The 16,520-nt window shown below is 69.2% G+C and carries 15 protein-coding genes and 2 riboswitches; of the genes, 5 read left to right on the top strand and 10 right to left on the bottom strand.

Translation table 11 applies throughout. The features are described from left to right. Positions 1 to 10 precede the first annotated feature (10 nt). The 5 genes from gcvPB to KXR53_RS30280 all read right to left on the bottom strand — a co-directional run bounded on the left by gcvPB (position 11) and on the right by KXR53_RS30280 (position 5,439). A complete protein-coding gene (gcvPB, locus tag KXR53_RS30260) occupies positions 11 to 1,537 on the bottom strand; it encodes an aminomethyl-transferring glycine dehydrogenase subunit GcvPB (RefSeq protein WP_437379294.1) in 1,527 nt (508 codons plus the stop codon). Next, entirely contained in the window at positions 1,537 to 2,883 is a 1,347-nt protein-coding gene (gene gcvPA / locus KXR53_RS30265) for an aminomethyl-transferring glycine dehydrogenase subunit GcvPA (protein WP_437379296.1), read from the bottom strand. Before gcvPA ends, gcvPB begins: the two co-directional genes overlap by 1 nt. Further along, positions 2,883 to 3,260: a glycine cleavage system protein GcvH gene (gcvH, locus tag KXR53_RS30270; RefSeq protein ID WP_437379298.1), complete on the bottom strand. Its 378-nt coding sequence runs from the start codon at positions 3,258 to 3,260 to the stop codon at positions 2,883 to 2,885. Before gcvH ends, gcvPA begins: the two co-directional genes overlap by 1 nt. Before the next feature lie 21 nt (positions 3,261 to 3,281). Next, positions 3,282 to 4,400, bottom strand: coding sequence for a glycine cleavage system aminomethyltransferase GcvT (gcvT, locus tag KXR53_RS30275; RefSeq protein WP_437379300.1), 1,119 nt, complete (start codon positions 4,398 to 4,400; stop codon positions 3,282 to 3,284). Positions 4,401 to 4,454: 54 nt separating this feature from the next. Beyond that, positions 4,455 to 4,550: riboswitch (glycine riboswitch) on the bottom strand. Position 4,551: 1 nt separating this feature from the next. Then, a riboswitch (glycine riboswitch) is annotated at positions 4,552 to 4,651 on the bottom strand. A gap of 86 nt (positions 4,652 to 4,737) precedes the next feature. Next, positions 4,738 to 5,439, bottom strand: coding sequence for a hypothetical protein (locus tag KXR53_RS30280; protein ID WP_437379302.1), 702 nt, complete (start codon positions 5,437 to 5,439; stop codon positions 4,738 to 4,740). Between the two features lie 38 nt (positions 5,440 to 5,477). Here KXR53_RS30280 and ispH point away from each other — a divergent pair, with 38 nt between their 5' ends. Further along, positions 5,478 to 6,464: a 4-hydroxy-3-methylbut-2-enyl diphosphate reductase gene (gene ispH, locus KXR53_RS30285; protein ID WP_437379304.1), complete on the top strand. Its 987-nt coding sequence runs from the start codon at positions 5,478 to 5,480 to the stop codon at positions 6,462 to 6,464. 2 nt (positions 6,465 to 6,466) lie between these two features. After that, positions 6,467 to 7,531 carry a lysine-2,3-aminomutase-like protein gene (locus KXR53_RS30290; RefSeq protein WP_437379306.1) on the top strand — a complete coding sequence of 355 codons (1,065 nt, stop codon included), beginning with the start codon at positions 6,467 to 6,469 and terminating at the stop codon, positions 7,529 to 7,531. Positions 7,532 to 7,534: 3 nt separating this feature from the next. Here the strand turns inward: KXR53_RS30290 and KXR53_RS30295 are convergent, their stop codons facing one another. The 4 genes from KXR53_RS30295 to KXR53_RS30310 all read right to left on the bottom strand — a co-directional run bounded on the left by KXR53_RS30295 (position 7,535) and on the right by KXR53_RS30310 (position 13,274). Then, the gene (locus KXR53_RS30295; protein ID WP_437379308.1) at positions 7,535 to 8,023 is read right to left on the bottom strand and encodes a hypothetical protein; all 489 of its coding nucleotides are present in this window, start codon (positions 8,021 to 8,023) and stop codon (positions 7,535 to 7,537) included. 159 nt (positions 8,024 to 8,182) lie between these two features. Further along, complete coding sequence (locus KXR53_RS30300) at positions 8,183 to 11,317, bottom strand: multidrug efflux RND transporter permease subunit (protein ID WP_437379310.1); 3,135 nt, start codon at positions 11,315 to 11,317, stop codon at positions 8,183 to 8,185. A 2-nt stretch (positions 11,318 to 11,319) separates the two neighbouring features. Continuing rightward, a complete protein-coding gene (locus tag KXR53_RS30305; protein ID WP_437379312.1) occupies positions 11,320 to 12,486 on the bottom strand; it encodes an efflux RND transporter periplasmic adaptor subunit in 1,167 nt (388 codons plus the stop codon). Positions 12,487 to 12,767: 281 nt separating this feature from the next. Beyond that, positions 12,768 to 13,274 carry a hypothetical protein gene (locus tag KXR53_RS30310; RefSeq protein ID WP_437379314.1) on the bottom strand — a complete coding sequence of 169 codons (507 nt, stop codon included), beginning with the start codon at positions 13,272 to 13,274 and terminating at the stop codon, positions 12,768 to 12,770. A 150-nt stretch (positions 13,275 to 13,424) separates the two neighbouring features. On the opposite strand from KXR53_RS30310, the gene KXR53_RS30315 reads away from it, so the two are divergent. From KXR53_RS30315 to KXR53_RS30325, 3 genes are all read left to right on the top strand, one after another. Then, complete coding sequence (locus tag KXR53_RS30315) at positions 13,425 to 14,390, top strand: homoserine kinase (protein ID WP_437379316.1); 966 nt, start codon at positions 13,425 to 13,427, stop codon at positions 14,388 to 14,390. Positions 14,391 to 14,422: 32 nt separating this feature from the next. Further along, positions 14,423 to 14,887: a ribonuclease HI gene (gene rnhA / locus KXR53_RS30320; RefSeq protein ID WP_437379390.1), complete on the top strand. Its 465-nt coding sequence runs from the start codon at positions 14,423 to 14,425 to the stop codon at positions 14,885 to 14,887. 94 nt (positions 14,888 to 14,981) lie between these two features. Then, positions 14,982 to 15,980, top strand: a complete 999-nt coding sequence (locus KXR53_RS30325; protein WP_437379318.1) for a hypothetical protein — start codon at positions 14,982 to 14,984, stop codon at positions 15,978 to 15,980. 36 nt (positions 15,981 to 16,016) lie between these two features. Here the strand turns inward: KXR53_RS30325 and KXR53_RS30330 are convergent, their stop codons facing one another. Continuing rightward, complete coding sequence (locus tag KXR53_RS30330) at positions 16,017 to 16,502, bottom strand: peroxiredoxin (RefSeq protein ID WP_437379320.1); 486 nt, start codon at positions 16,500 to 16,502, stop codon at positions 16,017 to 16,019. Positions 16,503 to 16,520 lie beyond the last annotated feature (18 nt).

Consider the following 16,520-nt stretch of genomic DNA (forward strand, 5'->3'; position numbering starts at 1 on the left):
CGCCCGGCTTCTACTCCGCCGCCTGGGCCAGCGGGGCGTCAGGCGTCCAGCGCAGCACCGGCTTGCGGGCCGCGGCGGTCTCGTCCAGGCGTCGGCGCGGGGCGTGGTAGGGCGCGCCCCTGAACCACTCCGCCTGGCCGGCCTTCGCCTTCTCGACCAGCGACCGCATGGTGCCGATGAACTGGTCCAGCGTCGCCTTGCTCTCGGTCTCGGTCGGCTCGATCAGCATGGCGCCGTGGACGACCAGCGGGAAGTACATGGTCATCGGGTGGAAGCCCTCGTCGATCATCGCCTTGGCGATGTCGAGCGTGGTCACGCCCGTGTCCTTCAGCGCCCGGTCGTCGAACAGCGCCTCGTGCATGCAATAGCCGTTGTCGAAGGCCGGGCTCAGCACGTCCTTCAGCCGGGCCTGGATGTAGTTGGCGTTCAGCACGGCATCACTCGCCACCTGCCACAGCCCGTCGGCACCGTGGCTCATCATGTAGGCCAGGGCCCGGACGAACATGCCCATCTGGCCGTGGAATGCCTTCAGCCGGCCGAAGCTGTGCTCCGGCGCGCCTTCGCGGCCCTTGTGCTCGGCGACGCGGAAACCGTTCGCGTCATGCAACACGGCCGAGATCGGGGCATAGGGCGCCAGCGCGGCCGACAGCACCACCGGGCCGGAGCCCGGGCCGCCGCCGCCATGAGGCGTCGAGAAGGTCTTGTGCAGGTTGATATGCATGGCGTCGATGCCCAGGTCGCCCGGGCGCACCCGGCCGACGATGGCGTTGAAGTTGGCACCGTCGCAGTAGAAGAAGGCGCCGGCTTCATGCACCACCCGCGCGATCTCGACGATATCGCGCTCGAACAGCCCGCAGGTGTTCGGGTTGGTCAGCATGATCGCTGCCACGTCCGGCCCCAGCTTGGCCTTCAGCGCGTCCAGGTCGACATGGCCGTCCGCCGTCGCCGGGATGGCATCGACGGTGTAGCCGATCGCGGCCGCCGTCGCCGGGTTGGTGCCATGTGCCGATTCCGGCACCAGCACTCGGGTGCGATGGCCCTCGCCGCGTGCCTCCTGGGCGGCGCGGATCGCCATCATGCCGCACAGCTCGCCATGCGCGCCCGCGGCCGGGGGCAGGGCCACGGCCGGCATGTTGGTCAGGGTCTTCAGCCAATGCGCCAGGGTGTCGATCAGCTCCAGCGCCCCCTGCACGGTCGCGACCGGCTGCAGCGGGTGGATGTCGGCGAAGCCGGGCAGACGCGCCATCCGCTCGTTCAGCCGCGGATTGTGCTTCATGGTGCAGGAGCCGAGCGGATATAGCGCCGTGTCGATCGCCATGTTCATCCGCGACAGGCGGGTGTAGTGGCGCATCACCGTGGGCTCGGCCAGGCCGGGCAGGCCGACCCGGGCGCGCGGCTTGACCGATCCCAGGCGCAGCGTGTCGGTCGCGGGCTCCGGCAGGTCGACACCGCAGTGGCCGGGCGTGTCCTGCTCGAAAATCAGCTTCTCTTCGATATCCAGGCCGCGATTGCCGGTGAAGGTGTCAACCTGGGTCATCACAGCACCTCCGACAGGCCGGCGCAGAGCGCGTCGATATCGGCCTCGGTATTGGTCTCGGTCGCCGCCACCAGCAGCAGGTCGGCGAAGGCCGGGCGGTTGGCGTAGATCCGGCTGACCGGCACGCCGCCCAGGATGTTGCGCTTGGCCAGAACGTCGATGACCAGCTCCGCCGGCTTCGGCAGCTTCACCGTGATCTCGTTGAAGAAGCTCTGGTTCAGCACCGCGACGCCGGGCACCTTGGCCAGCTTCTCGGCCAGGGTCACGGCCTTGGCGTGGTTGATCCGGGCCAGCCTGGTGAATCCGGCCTCGCCCAGCAGCGACAGGTGAATGGTGAAGGCCAGGGCGCATAGGCCGCTGTTGGTGCAGATGTTGCTGGTCGCCTTCTCGCGCCGGATGTGCTGCTCCCGGGTCGACAGGGTCAGCACGTAGCCGCGCTTGCCCTCGGCGTCGACGGTCTGGCCGCAGAGGCGCCCGGGCATCTGGCGGATGAACTTCTCGCGCGTCGCGAACAGGCCGACATAGGGGCCGCCGAAGTTCAGCGCATTGCCCAGCGACTGGCCCTCGCAGACCACGATGTCGGCGCCCATCTCGCCCGGCGGGGTGAGGAGGCCGAGCGACACCACCTCGGTCACCACGACGACCAAGAGGGCGCCCTTGGCGTGGCAGGCCTCGGCCAGGGCGGACAGGTCGTGCACATGGCCGAACACCGACGGGTTCTGAACCACGACACAGGAGGTCGTGTCATCGATCCGGCTGGACAGGTCCTCGACCCCGTCCGGGTTGGGCACCGCCTCGTCCAGGGTGAAGCCCGTGAAGTCGGCATGGGTGCGGCAGACGTCGCGGTACTGCGGGTGCAACCCGCCGGAGATCACCGCACGGCTGCGTCGGGTGACACGGTTCGCCATCATGATCGCTTCGGCGCAGGCGGTGGAACCGTCATACATCGAGGCGTTGGCGACCTCCATCCCGGTCAGGAGGGCGACCTGGGTCTGGAACTCGAACAGGTACTGCAGCGTGCCCTGGGTGACTTCGGGCTGGTACGGCGTGTAGCTGGTCAGGAACTCGCCGCGCTGGATCAGGTGGTCGACCGTGGCGGGGACGTGGTGGCGATAGGCGCCGGCGCCGCAGAAGAACGGCACCGACCCGGCCGGCACGTTCTTCGCCGCCATGGCGCCCAGGGCGCGCTCGACCTCCAGCTCGCCCTGGTGCGGCGGCAGCTCCTTCAAGGGGCCGGGCAGCCGCGCGCTCTGCGGCACGTCGCGGAACAGATCATCGACCGAGCCGGCACCGATCGCCGCGATCATCTCGCGACGGTCGGCCTCGGTCAGGGGCAGGTAACGCATCAGTGCAGGCCCTCGACATAGGCATCATAGGCGGCTTGGTCGAGCAGTGCGTCGACCGCGGCGGCGTCGGCCAGCTTGATCTTCATGAACCAGCCCTCGCCGGTCGGGTCGCTGTTGACCAGGGCCGGGTTGTCGACCAGCGCCTGGTTGACCGCGATCACCTCGCCGGCGACCGGGGCATAGACCTCGCTCGCCGCCTTGACCGACTCGACCACCGCGGCCTCGCCGCCGGCGGTCAGCTGCTTGCCGATCTCAGGCAGCTCGACGAAGACGACGTCGCCCAGCTGCTCCTGCGCATAGGCTGTGATGCCGACAGTGGCGGTGTCACCATCGACGCGGATCCATTCGTGGTCCTTGGTGTAGCGAAGCGTGCTCATGCTGCTGGCGTCCCTGTTCGATCAGCGGTGGAAATTCGGGGCGACGAAGGGCAGGGCGGCCACCGCCGCCGGATGTGCCTTGTCGCGGATGAGGAGGGAGACGGGCGTGCCGGGGGCGGCGAAGCCGGCCTCGACATAGCCCATGGCGACCGGGCCGCCGACCGTCGGGCCGAAGCCGCCCGAGGTGACGCGCCCGATCTCGCGCCCGTCGGAGGAGAGGATGGGCGTACCTTCCCGCGCAGGGGCGCGGCCCTCGGGCTTCAGGCCCACGCGCTTGCGCGCCGGGCCCGCGGCCAGCTCCTTCAGGATGCGGTCGGCGCCGGGGAAGCCGCCCTGGGCGCGGCGGCGCTTGCCAATGGTCCAGGCCAGACCGGCCTCGACCGGGCTGGTCGTCGTGTCGATGTCATGGCCGTAAAGGCACAGGCCCGCTTCCAGCCGCAGCGAATCGCGGGCGCCGAGGCCGATTGGCGCCACCTCCGGCTCCACCAGCAGCAGGCGGGCGATGCGCTCCGCCTCCTCGGCCGGGACCGAGATCTCGAACCCGTCCTCGCCGGTGTAGCCGGACCGGCTGATCGTGCATTCGACCCGGTCGAGGGCGAAGGTGCCGGATTCCATGAAGGCTAGGTCGTCCGCGCCGAAGGCGTGGCGGGCCAGCACCTCGGCCGCTTTCGGGCCCTGCAGCGCCAGCAGGGCCTGGTCGTCCAGCCGCACGAGGCGGGCGCGGCCGGCCAGCTTCGCTGCGATATGAGCGAAATCGGCATCCTTGCAGGCGGCGTTGACCACCAGGAACAGCCGCGCCGGATCGGGCGTCCGGGTCACCATCAGGTCGTCAAGAATGCCGCCCTCGTCGTTCAGCAGCAGCGAATAGCGGATGCGGCCCGGCGCCAACGCGGCGATGTCGCCAGGCACCAGCGTCTCGATCAGCGCGGCCGCGTCCTCGCCCGGCTCGGCCTCCAGCCAGGCCTGGCCCATATGGCTGACATCGAACAGCCCGGCCGAAGCGCGGGTGTGCAGATGTTCCTTCATGATGCCGGCCGGGTACTGCACCGGCATCTCGTAGCCGGCGAAGGGGACCAGCTTGGCGCCGAGCTCGACATGCAGGTCGAAGAGCGGGGTGCGCTGCAGGGGGGTATCGGTCACGGTCCGGTCCTCTCGACAAAAGGTGGGCGTGCGAGGCCATCCTCGCGCGCCACCCCCTCTGTCTGGGACCTGAGAGAATCGCCGGGAACTCTGTCCGGCTTACCCCATCGGTGAGGCTGCGGCGCGCGCCGCTGCCTGCTCTCCAGAGTGCCTTACCCTGACGGTCCTTTGGCCTGAGAGTTTCCGGGGCGTTTGCTCCTTCGGCGCCGGTTCCGCGGTCATGCGGTCCCGGTCTCTCCCGCCAGGGTCGTAGGCCGTATCAATGCGCAGGCGGACACTCGTCCGTCGCGCCGAAAAAGTCAATCCGCGACGGCTACGGGCCAGCTTCCGTCATTTGTCATTGCGGCGGGCCGCCCGTGCTCGGGTCGCGCGGATCGGGCACCACCGGTGCGATGGTGCGGCGGCCGGCGGCCTGGGCGGCGGCGCCGGGCGTCCGCGGGTCGTTGCGATGCTTGTTGAACTCGAGCTGCTGCGGCGTCAGCTGAAAGCCGATCATGACCTTGTACGAGCCGCCCTCCGCCGGGCTAGAGACGGGGATCACCTGCTCCAGCGGCTCCTGGATGGTCTCGCGCGGGGTGACCTGCAGCCGGGGCACCGGGATCTTCACGTCGAAGTTGGCCTTGTTCAGGATCCGGTCCTGGGCGTCGGTGACGGCGACGAAGTACTGCACCGGGACGTCCTTCTCCAGCCAGGCGGCCGGGCCGCGCCAGGCGGTGAACTCGACATTGACGTTCATGGTTACGGCGTTGTCGCCATAGGTGCAGTCGCCCCGGGTGTTGGTGATCCGCGCCTCGACCAGCACGTCCTTCGGGTCGGTGCTGTTGTTCCGCACCAGATCATAGACCGCGGCGTCCTGCGGAATGACGATCTGGGGGCATCGCAGCCCGGCCTGCTGCGCCGCATTGTCGCCACCACAGGCTGCTAGGCCGAGCAGCAGGAGGACGGAGCCGCCGGCGCCGATTCGCCCTGAGACGCCGTACCGCGCTTTTTTTGAGAGAGCACCTATATTAGGGTCGCGGCGCAACAGTTCGGCGGGCATCGCCCTCTCCTTCAACAACGGGTTCAGGACCATAGGAAATGGCACAGGCTGGCACAAGCGCAGGCGCGGGCACGCGGGACACGCGGCCGCCCTTGACGGTGATGCTGGCCTCGCCGCGCGGGTTCTGCGCCGGCGTCGACCGCGCCATCCAGATCGTCGAGCGTGCGATCGAGAAATACGGCGCCCCGGTCTATGTCCGGCACGAGATCGTGCACAATCGCTTCGTGGTCGAGGCGCTCGAGGCCAAGGGCGCGATTTTCGTCGAGGAACTGGACGAGGTGCCGGACGACGCGCCCGTCGTGTTCTCGGCCCATGGCGTGCCGAAATCGGTGCCGGCGGAGGCGGAGCGGCGCAAGCTGCTCTATCTCGACGCCACCTGCCCGCTGGTCAGCAAGGTGCACCGCGAGGCCGAGCGGCACCATCGCACCGGCCACACCGTGATCCTGATCGGCCATGCCGGCCACCCGGAGGTGATCGGCACTATGGGCCAACTGCCGCCCGGCGCGGTGCGGCTGGTCGAATCGGTCGAGGACGTGGCGGCGCTGGAGGTCGACGACCCCGACAATCTCGCCTTCGCCACCCAGACGACGCTGTCGCTCGATGACACGGTCGAGATCGTCGACGCGCTGAAGGCGAAGTTCCCCGGCATCGCCGCGCCGAACAAGCAGGACATCTGCTACGCCACCACCAACCGGCAGGAGGCGATCAAGGGGATCGCCCCGCATTGCGACGCGGTGCTGGTGATCGGCGCCCCGAACTCCTCGAACTCGGTGCGTCTGGTCGAGGTCGCCCGCCGCGCCGGCTGCTCCAAGGCGATGCTGGTGCAGCGCGCGGCCGAGCTCGACTGGTCCTGGTTCGACGGCATCTCCACCCTCGGCATCACCGCCGGCGCCTCGGCGCCCGAGGTGCTGGTGGAGGAGGTGATGAAGGCGCTGCACGAGCGCTACGCCGTCACCATCGAGTCAGAGCCGGTCACGGTCGAGACCATCACCTTCAAGCTGCCGCGCGAGCTGAACGCCGTCTGATCATGCCGAGAGACGGGCATCTTCCGCCGCAGCGCCTGCGGACTCCTGAAGCATTGGTCGAGGCCGGCCTGGCCGGACCCGAGCGGCTGGAGGAGCTGCGCGCCGTGGCCGCGCGCTACGCCATCGCCGTCACCCCGGCGATGGCGGATCTGGTCGACCCGGCTGATCCTGCCGACCCGATCGCGCGCCAGTTCGTGCCCGACGCGGCGGAGCTGGAGACGCGACCCCAGGAGCTGGCCGACCCGATCGGCGACGGCGCGCACAGTCCGATCCCCGGCCTGGTCCACCGCTATCCGGACCGGGTGCTGCTGAAGCTCCTGCACGCCTGCCCGGTCTATTGCCGCTTCTGCTTCCGGCGCGAGATGGTCGGGCCGGGCGGCGAGGCGATGGGCGAGACCGATCTCGCGGCCGCGATCGACTATATCCGTGCCCGGCCGCAGGTCTGGGAGGCGATCCTGACCGGCGGCGACCCGCTGATGCTGGCGCCCCGCCGCCTGGCCGAGGTCGTGGCGCGACTCGATGCCGTGCCGCATCTCGGCGTGATCCGGCTGCACAGCCGGGTGCCGGTGGTGGAGCCGGATCGGGTGACGCCGGATCTGGTCGCCGCGCTCAAGGCGCAGGACAGCGCCGTTTGGCTCGCCATCCACAGCAATCATCCGCGCGAGCTGACGCCGGCGGCGCGGGACGCGATCCGGCGCCTGGCCGATGCCGGCATCGCGCTGGTGTCCCAGACCGTGCTGCTGCGCGGCGTCAACGACGACCCGGCGGTGCTGGAGCAGCTGTTCCGCGACTTCGTGCGCCTCCGGATCAAGCCCTACTACCTGCATCACGGCGACCTCGCCCCCGGCACGGCGCAGTTCCGCACCGGGATCGAGGACGGGCGGCGGATCATGAAGGCGCTGCGCGGCCGACTGTCGGGCCTGGCCCAGCCGACCTATGTCCTCGACATCCCCGGCGGCCGCGGCAAGGTGCCGATCGGGCCCGACTACCTCGCCGGCTCGGACACCGAAGGCTGGACGGTCGAGGACCCGAACGGCGCCCGCCACGCCTATCCGCCGAAGGGGTGATCGTCACTCCTGGCCGGTGAGGGGACGGAGAGACAGCAGCCGCCGGCGAACCGCCACGATGCCGCGGCTGAACAGGATCAGCATTACACCGATCGCCAGCCGTGCAGCGGTGGAGACGAAGCCGCCGAAATCGTCCGGCGCGATATCCGGCATGGGAATGTTATTCTCGGTCACGTAGCGGTAGTGCAGCCCGGCCTTGCCCCAGTAGTAGAAGGCGTCGGCGATCCCGATCGCGACAAAGTACAGGCCGAGCGCCGCAATCGCGATCTCTTCGACCGCGCGAAGGTCGGGGCCGCCGCCCTGGCCGGGAGTGGCCGGCTCGACCAGCAGGCGATCGACGATACGCCCCGATCCCCAGAACATGACGATGCCGATCAGGCCCGCGATGGCCGGCGGCACGAACGCCATGGTGATGAGGTCGCGGGCCGTCATCGGCTCCTCGATGGGCAGCGCGCGCCCCAGCAGGATCGGCAGATCGGTCACGGCGGACACGATGACAATCAGCCCGGCGATCTTGACCAGAAGGCGGGCGATTTCCCGGCATGGCATGACCCCCCGGTTCAGCCGGCAGGCAGCGTATCAGGAAGGTGCGCCCGCACTCCAGCCCGCCGCCATGCTCTCGCCTCGGTCAACAGGGCGCGCCGTACCGCCTCATTCCCCGGCCGACGGCGCGGCCTCGGCGGCCAGGTGCGGCGGCATCGCGCCGGCCTGCTTACGGCGGCTTGCCAGCCAGACCCGGAGCTTGTCGAGATACAGATAGACCACCGGCGTCGTATAGAGGGTCAGGGCCTGGCTCAGCAGCAGGCCGCCGACCATGGCGTAGCCCAGCGGCTGCCGCAGCTCCGACCCGGTGCCGGAGCCCAGCATCAGCGGCAGGCCGCCCAGCAGCGCCGCCATCGTCGTCATCATGATCGGGCGGAAGCGCAAGAGGCAGGCCTGGCGGATCGCCTCGAACGGCGTCAGCCCCTGGTCGCGCTCCGCCTGGATGGCGAAGTCGACCATCATGATGCCGTTCTTCTTGACGATGCCGATCAAGAGGATGACGCCGATCAGCGCGATGACGCTGAAGTCAAAGCCGAACAGCATCAGCAGGACGAGGGCGCCGGCGCCGGCCGAGGGCAGGGTCGACAGGATCGTCAGCGGGTGGATGTAGCTCTCATAAAGCACGCCGAGGATGATGTAGATGACGATCAGGGCGGCCGCGACCAGATAGGGCTCGCTGGCCAGCGAGGACTGGAAGGCCTGGGCGTTGCCCTGGAAGGTGCCGGTCAGCGAGGCCGGCACGCCCAGCTCCCGCTCGGCCTGCTGGATCGCCGTCACCGCATCGCCCAGCGCCACGCCCGGCGCCAGGTTGAAGCTCAGCGTCACCGCCGGGAACTGGCCCTGGTGGTTGATCGACAGGAAGGCGGTCGGTCGGGTGGTCCAGTGCGCCAGGGCGCTGATCGGCACCTGCTCCCCCGTCAGCGGCGACTTGACGTAGATCCGGTCGATCGCCGAGGGCTTGTCCTGCAGCTGGGGCAGCACCTCTATCACCACATGGTAGCTGTTGACCTGGGTGAAGTACTGCGCCGCCTGGCGCTGGCCGAAGGCGTCGTACAGCGTGTCGTCGATCAGCTGCGGCTGGATGCCGTAGCGGGCTGCGGCGTCGCGGTCGATGTCGAGCGTCAGGGTGGTGCCGCCGGTCTGCTCGTCGGTGGCGACGTCGCGCAGCTGCGGCAGCGTCCGCAGCTTGTCGTAGACCTTGGGCGCCCACTGGTTCAGCTCGTCGATATTCGCGTCCTGCAGCGTGTACTGGTACAGCGTCCGGGTCGGCCGGCCGCCGATGTTGATGTCCTGGGCCGGCTGCAGGAACAGGGCCGCGCCCTCGACCTTGGCCAGCTGCGGCCGCAGCCGGTCGATGATCTGGCTGGCCGAGGCCTGGCGCTGGTCGCGCGGCTTCAGAGTGATGAACATGCGGCCGTTGTTCAGCGTCTGGCCGCCGCCGGCACCGAGCGCCATGGCGACGGTGGCGACATCCGGGTCGGCGGCGACGATCTTCCCGAGCTCCTCCTGCTTCTGGCTCATCTCGGCGAAGGAGATGTCCTGCGCCGCCTCGGAGGTGCCGAGGATCAGGCCGGTGTCCTGCTGCGGGAAGAAGCCCTTGGGGATGATGACGAAGAGATAGCCGGTGACGGCGATGGTCGCGAGGAAGACCACCAGGGTGATGCGCCGGTGCTTCAGCGCGACGTCGAGCGACCGGCGGTAGCCCGCCAGCAGCAGGTCGAAGCCGCGCTCCGACAGCCGGTAGAGGCGCCCGTGCTTCCCGCTGTCGTGCTTCATGAATTTCGAGCACATCACCGGGGTCAGCGTCAGCGAGACGATGGCCGAGACCAGGATGGTCATCGTGACGGTGATGGCGAATTCCCGGAACACCCGGCCGACGATGCCGCCCATCAGCAGCAGCGGGATGAACACCGCAACCAGCGACAGGCTGATCGAGAAGATGGTGAAGCCGATCTCGCCGGCGCCTTTCAGCGCCGCCTGCACCGGCGACAGCCCCTCCTCGATATGGCGATGGATATTCTCCAACATGACGATGGCGTCGTCGACGACGAAGCCGACGGCGATGCTGAGGCCCATCAGCGACAGGTTGTCCAGGCTGTAGCCGAAGGTGTACATCAGCGCGAAGGTGCCGACCAGCGCCAGCGGCACGGTCACGCTTGGGATCGCCGTGGCCCAGAAGTTGCGCAGGAACACGAAGATCACCATCACCACCAGGGCGATGGTCAGCACCAGCGTGAACTGCACGTCGGCGACTGAGGCGCGGATCGTGGTGGTGCGGTCGCTGAGAATGTCGACCTTTACCGCCGGCGGGATCGCCGCCTGCAACTGCGGCAGCAGCGATTTGACGTGGTCGACCACGTCGATGACGTTGGCGCCGGGCTGCTTGAACACGATCAGCAGCACGGCGCGCTCACCGCCGGCCCAGGCGGCCAGCTTGGTGTTCTCCGGCCCCTCGACCGCCTGGCCGATGTCGCGGATGCGCACCGGGGCGCCGTTCTTGTAGGCGATGATGACGTCGTTCCAGGGCTCGGCCTTCAGCTCCTGGTCGTTGTCGTAGATGGTGAAGGTCCGCGTCGCGCCATCGATGCTGCCCTTCGGGCTGTCGGCGGTGGCGTCGGCGATGACGCCGCGCAGATCCTCCAGTCCGATGCCCAGCGCCGCCAGCTTCTGCGGGTCGACCTGCACCCGCACCGACGGCTTCTGCTGGCCGCCGATGGTGACCTGGGCGACGCCCGGCACCTGGCTGATGTTCTGGCTCAGCACGTTCTCGGCATAATCGTCGACCGCGGTCAGCGGCAGCGTGTCGGAATGGGCCACGATCACCAGGATCGGGGCGTCGGCCGGGTTGACCTTGCGGTAGGTCGGCGGCGACGGCAGGTCCTTCGGCAGCTGGCCGCCGGCGGCGTTGATCGCGGTCTGCACGTCCCCGGCCGCCGCGTCGATGTTGCGGTCGAGGTCGAACTGCAGGGTGATCGAGCTGTTGCCGAGGGTGCTGCTCGAGGTCATCTGCGACACGCCGGCGATCTCGGCGAATTGCCGCTCCAACGGCGCCGTCACCGACGAGGCCATGGTGGTCGGGTCGGCGCCGGGCAGCTGGGCCGAGACCTGGATGGTCGGGAAGTCGACCTGCGGCAGCGGCGCCACCGGCAGCAGCGGATAGGCGACCAGGCCGACCAGCAACACCCCGGCCATGAGCAGCGAGGTGGCGATCGGCTTGCGGATGAAGGGGGCCGAGATGCTCATGGTCAGGCGCCCGGCTGGCTGGGGGTGGCGGCGGCCTCGCGGATCTGCACCCGGGTGCCCGGCTGCAGCCGGTACTGGCCGGCGGTGACGACGCTGTCGCCGGCGTCGAGGCCGGTCTCAACCACGGCGGTGCCGTCGGTGATCTGGCCGATGCCGACCGGCCGCAGCTCGACCGTGGCGTCCGGCTTCACCGCGTAGACATAGAGGCCGTCGGGCCCGCGCTGCACCGCGGTGGAAGGGACGGTGACCACGTTCTGCTCGGTGCGCAGCAGCAGGCGGACGTCGACGAACTGGCCGGGCCACAGCTGGTTGTTCTTGTTCGGGAAGGTCGCCTTCAGCCGGATCGTGCCGGTGGCCTGGTCGATCTGGTTGTCGACCAACTCCAGCGTGCCCTGGTCCAGCGGCTTGTCGTCGCCGCGGGTGTCGGCGAAGACCGTGAGCGGACCCTTGGCCATCGCTGCCTGGATGTCCGGCAGGTCCTCCTCCGGCAGGGTGAAGATCACCGAGATCGGATGCAGCTGGGTGATCACCACGAGGCCGCCGGTGTCGGTGGCGTGGATGATGTTGCCCTGGTCGACCAGCCGGATGCCGGTGCGGCCGTTCAGAGGCGAGGTGATGGTGGTGTAGCTGAGCTGCGTCGCGGCGTTGTCGATGGCGGCCTGGTCGCCCTCGATCTGGGCCTGCAACTGCGCGATCAGCGCCTTCTGCGTGTCGACGCTCTGCGCCGTTGCATACTGGTGCAGGTTCTCGAAGCGCTGCAGGTCGAGCTGGGCGTTGGCCAGCTGCGCTTCGTCCTTGGCCTTGGTCGCCTTGGCTTGGTCCAGCGCCGCCTGGAATGGTCGCGGGTCGATCTGCGCCAGCACCTGGCCGGCGGTGACGTGCTGGCCTTCCTGGAAGGATACGGTCTGCAGCTGGCCGTCGACCCGGCTCTTCACCGTCACCGTGTTCAGCGCCTGCACGGTGCCGAGGCCGGTGAGGAAGACCGGCACGTCGCGGCGCTGGACGGTGGCCGCATCGACCGGCACCGCGGGCGGCGGGGCGGCCGCCTCAGGCGCGGCCGAGGCGGTGGTGCCGCGCAGCTCGTGGCCGACCAGCACGGCGGCGCAGAACACGAATAGGGCGATCGGGGTGCCGATCCGAAGCACCGTCCGGCGGGCGACAAGGGGCATCTGCATCCCTCCAGCGGGACAATCGAGAGAAGCGGGCGCCGCCGGCCTGGACAGCCGCGGCGCCCGCGATGGACGTCTTCTCCCGCTCGATCGGTTGATCCGATGCTCCCGCGAGGCCCCAGGGGAAGGGCCGGGACGGGTGTCGAATTCGTGCGCGTATGACTAGAAGATGTTTTTCCGGATTTTGAGAAGTCAATGTGGGAGAGCTCGATGATGACAGGATGACGCAGCGGGAGGATTGTAATAGACTTGGCAAGACATTAAGTCAGAAGTGATATTTATTAAATTTCGGTAAGCAGAGTTTCATTCGAGATCGGCGCTGACCACGTGTTGCAGTGCGGAATCGTACGACGACGCACCGCAATCGCGGCGGGCCTCAGGCCGAGCCGCCGGCGTTCCGCGCGACTCTCACGAAGATCACGCAACGCGATCCGGCACGCCGCCTTGGACGCGGCTCCAGGCAGGGTCGAAGAGGAACAATCATGTCTCTGCTCAGACATCCCCGCCCCGCGGGGTTCGTGGCTTTGCTCATGCTCGGAATGGCCGCCGCCGGGCCTGCGAGCGCCCGCACCGGGCTGCAGTCCCAGCACTATGAGCTGCTGCCGCAGATGGCGCAGGCCGGGTCGACTGACACCCAGGACACGTCCGCGCCATCCTTTGATCATGGTGAGAATGGCGCTGGACGTGATGCGCGTATGGGCGCCATCAGCCATGACCATGGAGAGCACGATCACGACCGTGGCGGAGGGTTCGGCGGCGGCCACGAAGGCGGCCACGAAGGCGGCCATGGCGGAGGCCGGGGGCGGTAAGCGAGCATAGTCTCCCGATCGCAGCGACACGGTCGCACCGGGGCATCGGGCGCGACCGCGTCTCTCCCTTCGACAAGCCGGCCCTTCCCGCTCTATGAAAGCGGGCGCTGTCGCTTCCATCGGGTGCCCATGGCCGTCTACACCGAAGTCACCGACGAGGATGTCGCCGCCTTCGTGGCGGAGTACGACATCGGCTCCGTCCTGTCGCTGAAGGGCATCGCCGAAGGGGTCGAGAACTCCAATTACCTGCTGGTGACCACGGCCGGGCCGCATATCCTCACCCTCTACGAGAAGCGGGTGGCCGAGGCCGACCTGCCCTTCTTCCTCGGGCTGATGCAGCATCTGGCGGCGCGCGGCATCGAATGCCCGCAGCCGGTCCCGGCCCGCGACGGCCACGCGCTGCGCCGCCTGGCCGGGCGGCCGGCGGTGATCGTCACCTTCCTCGACGGGCTATGGCCGAAACGGATCCAGCCCTGGCATTGCCAGGCGCTGGGCCAGGCGCTGGCCCGGATGCACGAGGCCGGGGCCGATTTCCCGATGACCCGGCCGAACAGCCTGTCGCTCGAGGGCTGGCGCCGGCTGGTGGCGGATTGCGCCGACCGGGCCGACACCGTGGCGCCGGGCCTGGCCGAGGGCATCACCCGCGAGCTCGCCTTCCTCGAGGCGCATTGGCCGGCCGACCTGCCGGTCGGGCTGATCCATGCCGACCTGTTCCCGGACAATGTCTTCTTCCGCGAAGGCCGGCTGTCCGGCCTGATCGACTTCTACTTCGCCTGCACCGACATGCTGGCCTACGATCTGTCGATCTGCCTGAACGCCTGGTGCTTCGAGCCGGACGGCGCCTTCAACGTCACCAAGGCGCGGGCGCTTCTGGCCAGCTATCGGGCCGAGCGGCCGCTGTCGCCGGCCGAGGTCGCGGCGCTGCCGATCCTGGCCCGCGGCAATGCGCTGCGCTTCCTGCTGACCCGGCTCTACGACTGGCTGAACCACCCGCCGGGCGCCTTCGTCCGGCCCAAGGATCCATTGGAATACTGGCGCAAGCTGCGCTTCCACCAGCAGGTCACGAGCGTGGCCGCCTATGGGATCGACCCGTGACCGACATCCCCGCGACGACGAAGAAGCCCGCGATGAAGCTGCCGAAGGTCGAGATCTTCACCGACGGCGCCTGCAGCGGCAATCCCGGCCCGGGCGGCTGGGGCGTGCTGCTGCGCATGGGCGAGGTCGAGCGCGAGCTCTATGGCGGCGAGGCGCTGACGACCAACAACCGGATGGAGCTGATGGCGGCGATCCAGGCGCTGGAGGCGATGAAGCGCCCGGTCGAGGCGGTGCTGACCACCGACAGCCAGTATGTCCGCAACGGCATCACCCAGTGGATCAGGAACTGGAAGTCCCGCGGCTGGGTCACCGCCGACCGCAAGCCGGTGAAGAATGTCGACCTATGGCAGCGGCTCGACGCCGCCATGGCGCCGCACAAGGTCCGCTGGGAATGGACCCGCGGCCATGCCGGTCATGCCGAGAACGAGCGGGTCGACGCCCTGGCCCGGCGCGGCCTGCGCGAGCACGGCCGAGGCTTGGCGCCAGCGGAGGCTTGACCCGGACCATCCTCTCTCCATATTACGAATGGTAACTTACCATTAGTAATAGTGCCGCCGTGCCCTGACGGCGGCTTGGGGAAAGGGGAAGGTCATGGTTCAGCGTGTCCTGATCGCCGGCGGCTACGGTGTGGTCGGCGGCATTGCCGCCCGGTATCTGCGCCGGCTGGCGCCGGATCTCGACATCATCCTGGCGGGGCGGAGGCCGGAGTCCGGCGTGGCCTTGGCCCGCGAGATCGGGGCGAGAACGCTGCGGCTCGACGTTGCCGACCCGGCGGCGGCGCTGGCCGATCTCGGTCCGGTCGACCTGATCGTGGCGGCGCTGCAGGATCGCGGCGACGCGCTGATCCAGGCCGCAATGGCCCAGGGCGCCGCCCATATCGGCATCACCAAGGTGGTGGAGGAGACCGGGCCCGCGGTGTTCGCGGCGCTGCACGCGCCGCCGCGGCGACCGGTCGTGCTGGCGGGCCACTGGGCGGCCGGGGTGCTGATCCTCGTGGCCCGGCAGGCGACCGAGGACTTCGCCCGGGTCGAGTCCGTCGCCATGGCCGCCGTGTACGATGCGGCGGACGCGGTCGGGCCGATGAGCGCCAGCGATGCCGCTTCCTTCTCAGGCCGCGCCCTGCTGCGCCGGGCCGGGCAATGGGCCTGGGTCGAGTCCGGCGACCACGGCCGCGCCCTGCGCCTGGCCGATGGGCATGAGGCGACGGTGCAGCCTCTGGCCACGCTCGATGTGCCCAGCCTGGCGGCACTCACCAGCGCGCCCGACATCCGCTTCGATTTCGGCGAAGGCGAATCGATCGGCTCCCGGGCCGGCGGCCGCGCCTCGCATGACGGCATGATCGAGATCGACGGGGTGCTGCGGTCCGGGCAGCCGGCCCAGCGGCGGGTCCTGGTCTCGGACCCGAAGGGGGTGGACCATATGACCGCATTGGGCGTCCTGGTCGCCGCCGAGCGCGTCCTCGGCCTGGACCGCCTGCCGCTGCCGGCCGGCGGGCTGGCCCTGCCCGAAACCCTGATCGCGCCCGAGGCCGCGATCGCGCGGTTCGAGCAGCTCGGCGTGCGGATCACGACCGAGACGGACCCGGCCTGAAGCGTGGGGCCCGCCGTGCGGCGGGCCCCACTTTGCTCAGAGCGCCGCCAGGATGGCCTCGCCGCTCGACACCTCGAAGGCGCCCGGCTTCTCGACGGCGAGATGGGTGACGACGCCGTCCTTGGCGACCAGGGCGAAGCGCTGCGACCGGGTGCCCAGGCCGTAGCCCGACCCGTCCATCTCCAGCCCCAGCGCCTTGGTCAGGGCGGCGTTGCCGTCCGGCAGCATGAACACGGTGTCGCTGCCGACCTCGTTCTTGTCGGCCCAGGCCTTCATCACGAAGGGATCGTTCACCGCCATGCAGACGATCTGGTCGACGCCCTTGCCCTTCAGCGCCTCGGCATTGCTGGTGAAGCTCGGCAGGTGCTTGGCCGAGCAGGTCGGGGTGAAGGCGCCCGGCACGGCGAACAGCGCCACGGTCTTGCCGCGGAACAGGTCATCGGTCTTGATCTCGGCCATGCCCTCCTTGCCGAGGTACTTCAGCGTGACCGACGGGATGCGGTCGCCAACCTTGATCGTCATGGGTGTCCTCTCCGCCTG

The organism is Inquilinus limosus (genome assembly GCF_051487185.1).
Taxonomy (GTDB): domain Bacteria; phylum Pseudomonadota; class Alphaproteobacteria; order DSM-16000; family Inquilinaceae; genus Inquilinus; species Inquilinus limosus_F.

Excerpts from the sequence above, each read along its gene's own strand:
- gcvH (WP_437379298.1), bottom strand. The coding sequence starts at position 3,260 with ATGAGCACGCTTCGCTACACCAAGGACCACGAATGGATCCGCGTCGAT.
- gcvPB (WP_437379294.1), bottom strand. The coding sequence starts at position 1,537 with ATGACCCAGGTTGACACCTTCACCGGCAATCGCGGCCTGGATATCGAA.
- KXR53_RS30300 (WP_437379310.1), bottom strand. The coding sequence starts at position 11,317 with ATGAGCATCTCGGCCCCCTTCATCCGCAAGCCGATCGCCACCTCGCTG.
- KXR53_RS30290 (WP_437379306.1), top strand. The coding sequence starts at position 6,467 with ATGCCGAGAGACGGGCATCTTCCGCCGCAGCGCCTGCGGACTCCTGAA.
- ispH (WP_437379304.1), top strand. The coding sequence starts at position 5,478 with ATGGCACAGGCTGGCACAAGCGCAGGCGCGGGCACGCGGGACACGCGG.
- KXR53_RS30330 (WP_437379320.1), bottom strand. The coding sequence starts at position 16,502 with ATGACGATCAAGGTTGGCGACCGCATCCCGTCGGTCACGCTGAAGTAC.
- KXR53_RS30325 (WP_437379318.1), top strand. The coding sequence starts at position 14,982 with ATGGTTCAGCGTGTCCTGATCGCCGGCGGCTACGGTGTGGTCGGCGGC.
- KXR53_RS30315 (WP_437379316.1), top strand. The coding sequence starts at position 13,425 with ATGGCCGTCTACACCGAAGTCACCGACGAGGATGTCGCCGCCTTCGTG.
- KXR53_RS30310 (WP_437379314.1), bottom strand. The coding sequence starts at position 13,274 with ATGGCCGCCTTCGTGGCCGCCTTCGTGGCCGCCGCCGAACCCTCCGCC.
- KXR53_RS30305 (WP_437379312.1), bottom strand. The coding sequence starts at position 12,486 with ATGCCCCTTGTCGCCCGCCGGACGGTGCTTCGGATCGGCACCCCGATC.
- rnhA (WP_437379390.1), top strand. The coding sequence starts at position 14,423 with ATGAAGCTGCCGAAGGTCGAGATCTTCACCGACGGCGCCTGCAGCGGC.
- KXR53_RS30280 (WP_437379302.1), bottom strand. The coding sequence starts at position 5,439 with ATGCCCGCCGAACTGTTGCGCCGCGACCCTAATATAGGTGCTCTCTCA.
- gcvPA (WP_437379296.1), bottom strand. The coding sequence starts at position 2,883 with ATGCGTTACCTGCCCCTGACCGAGGCCGACCGTCGCGAGATGATCGCG.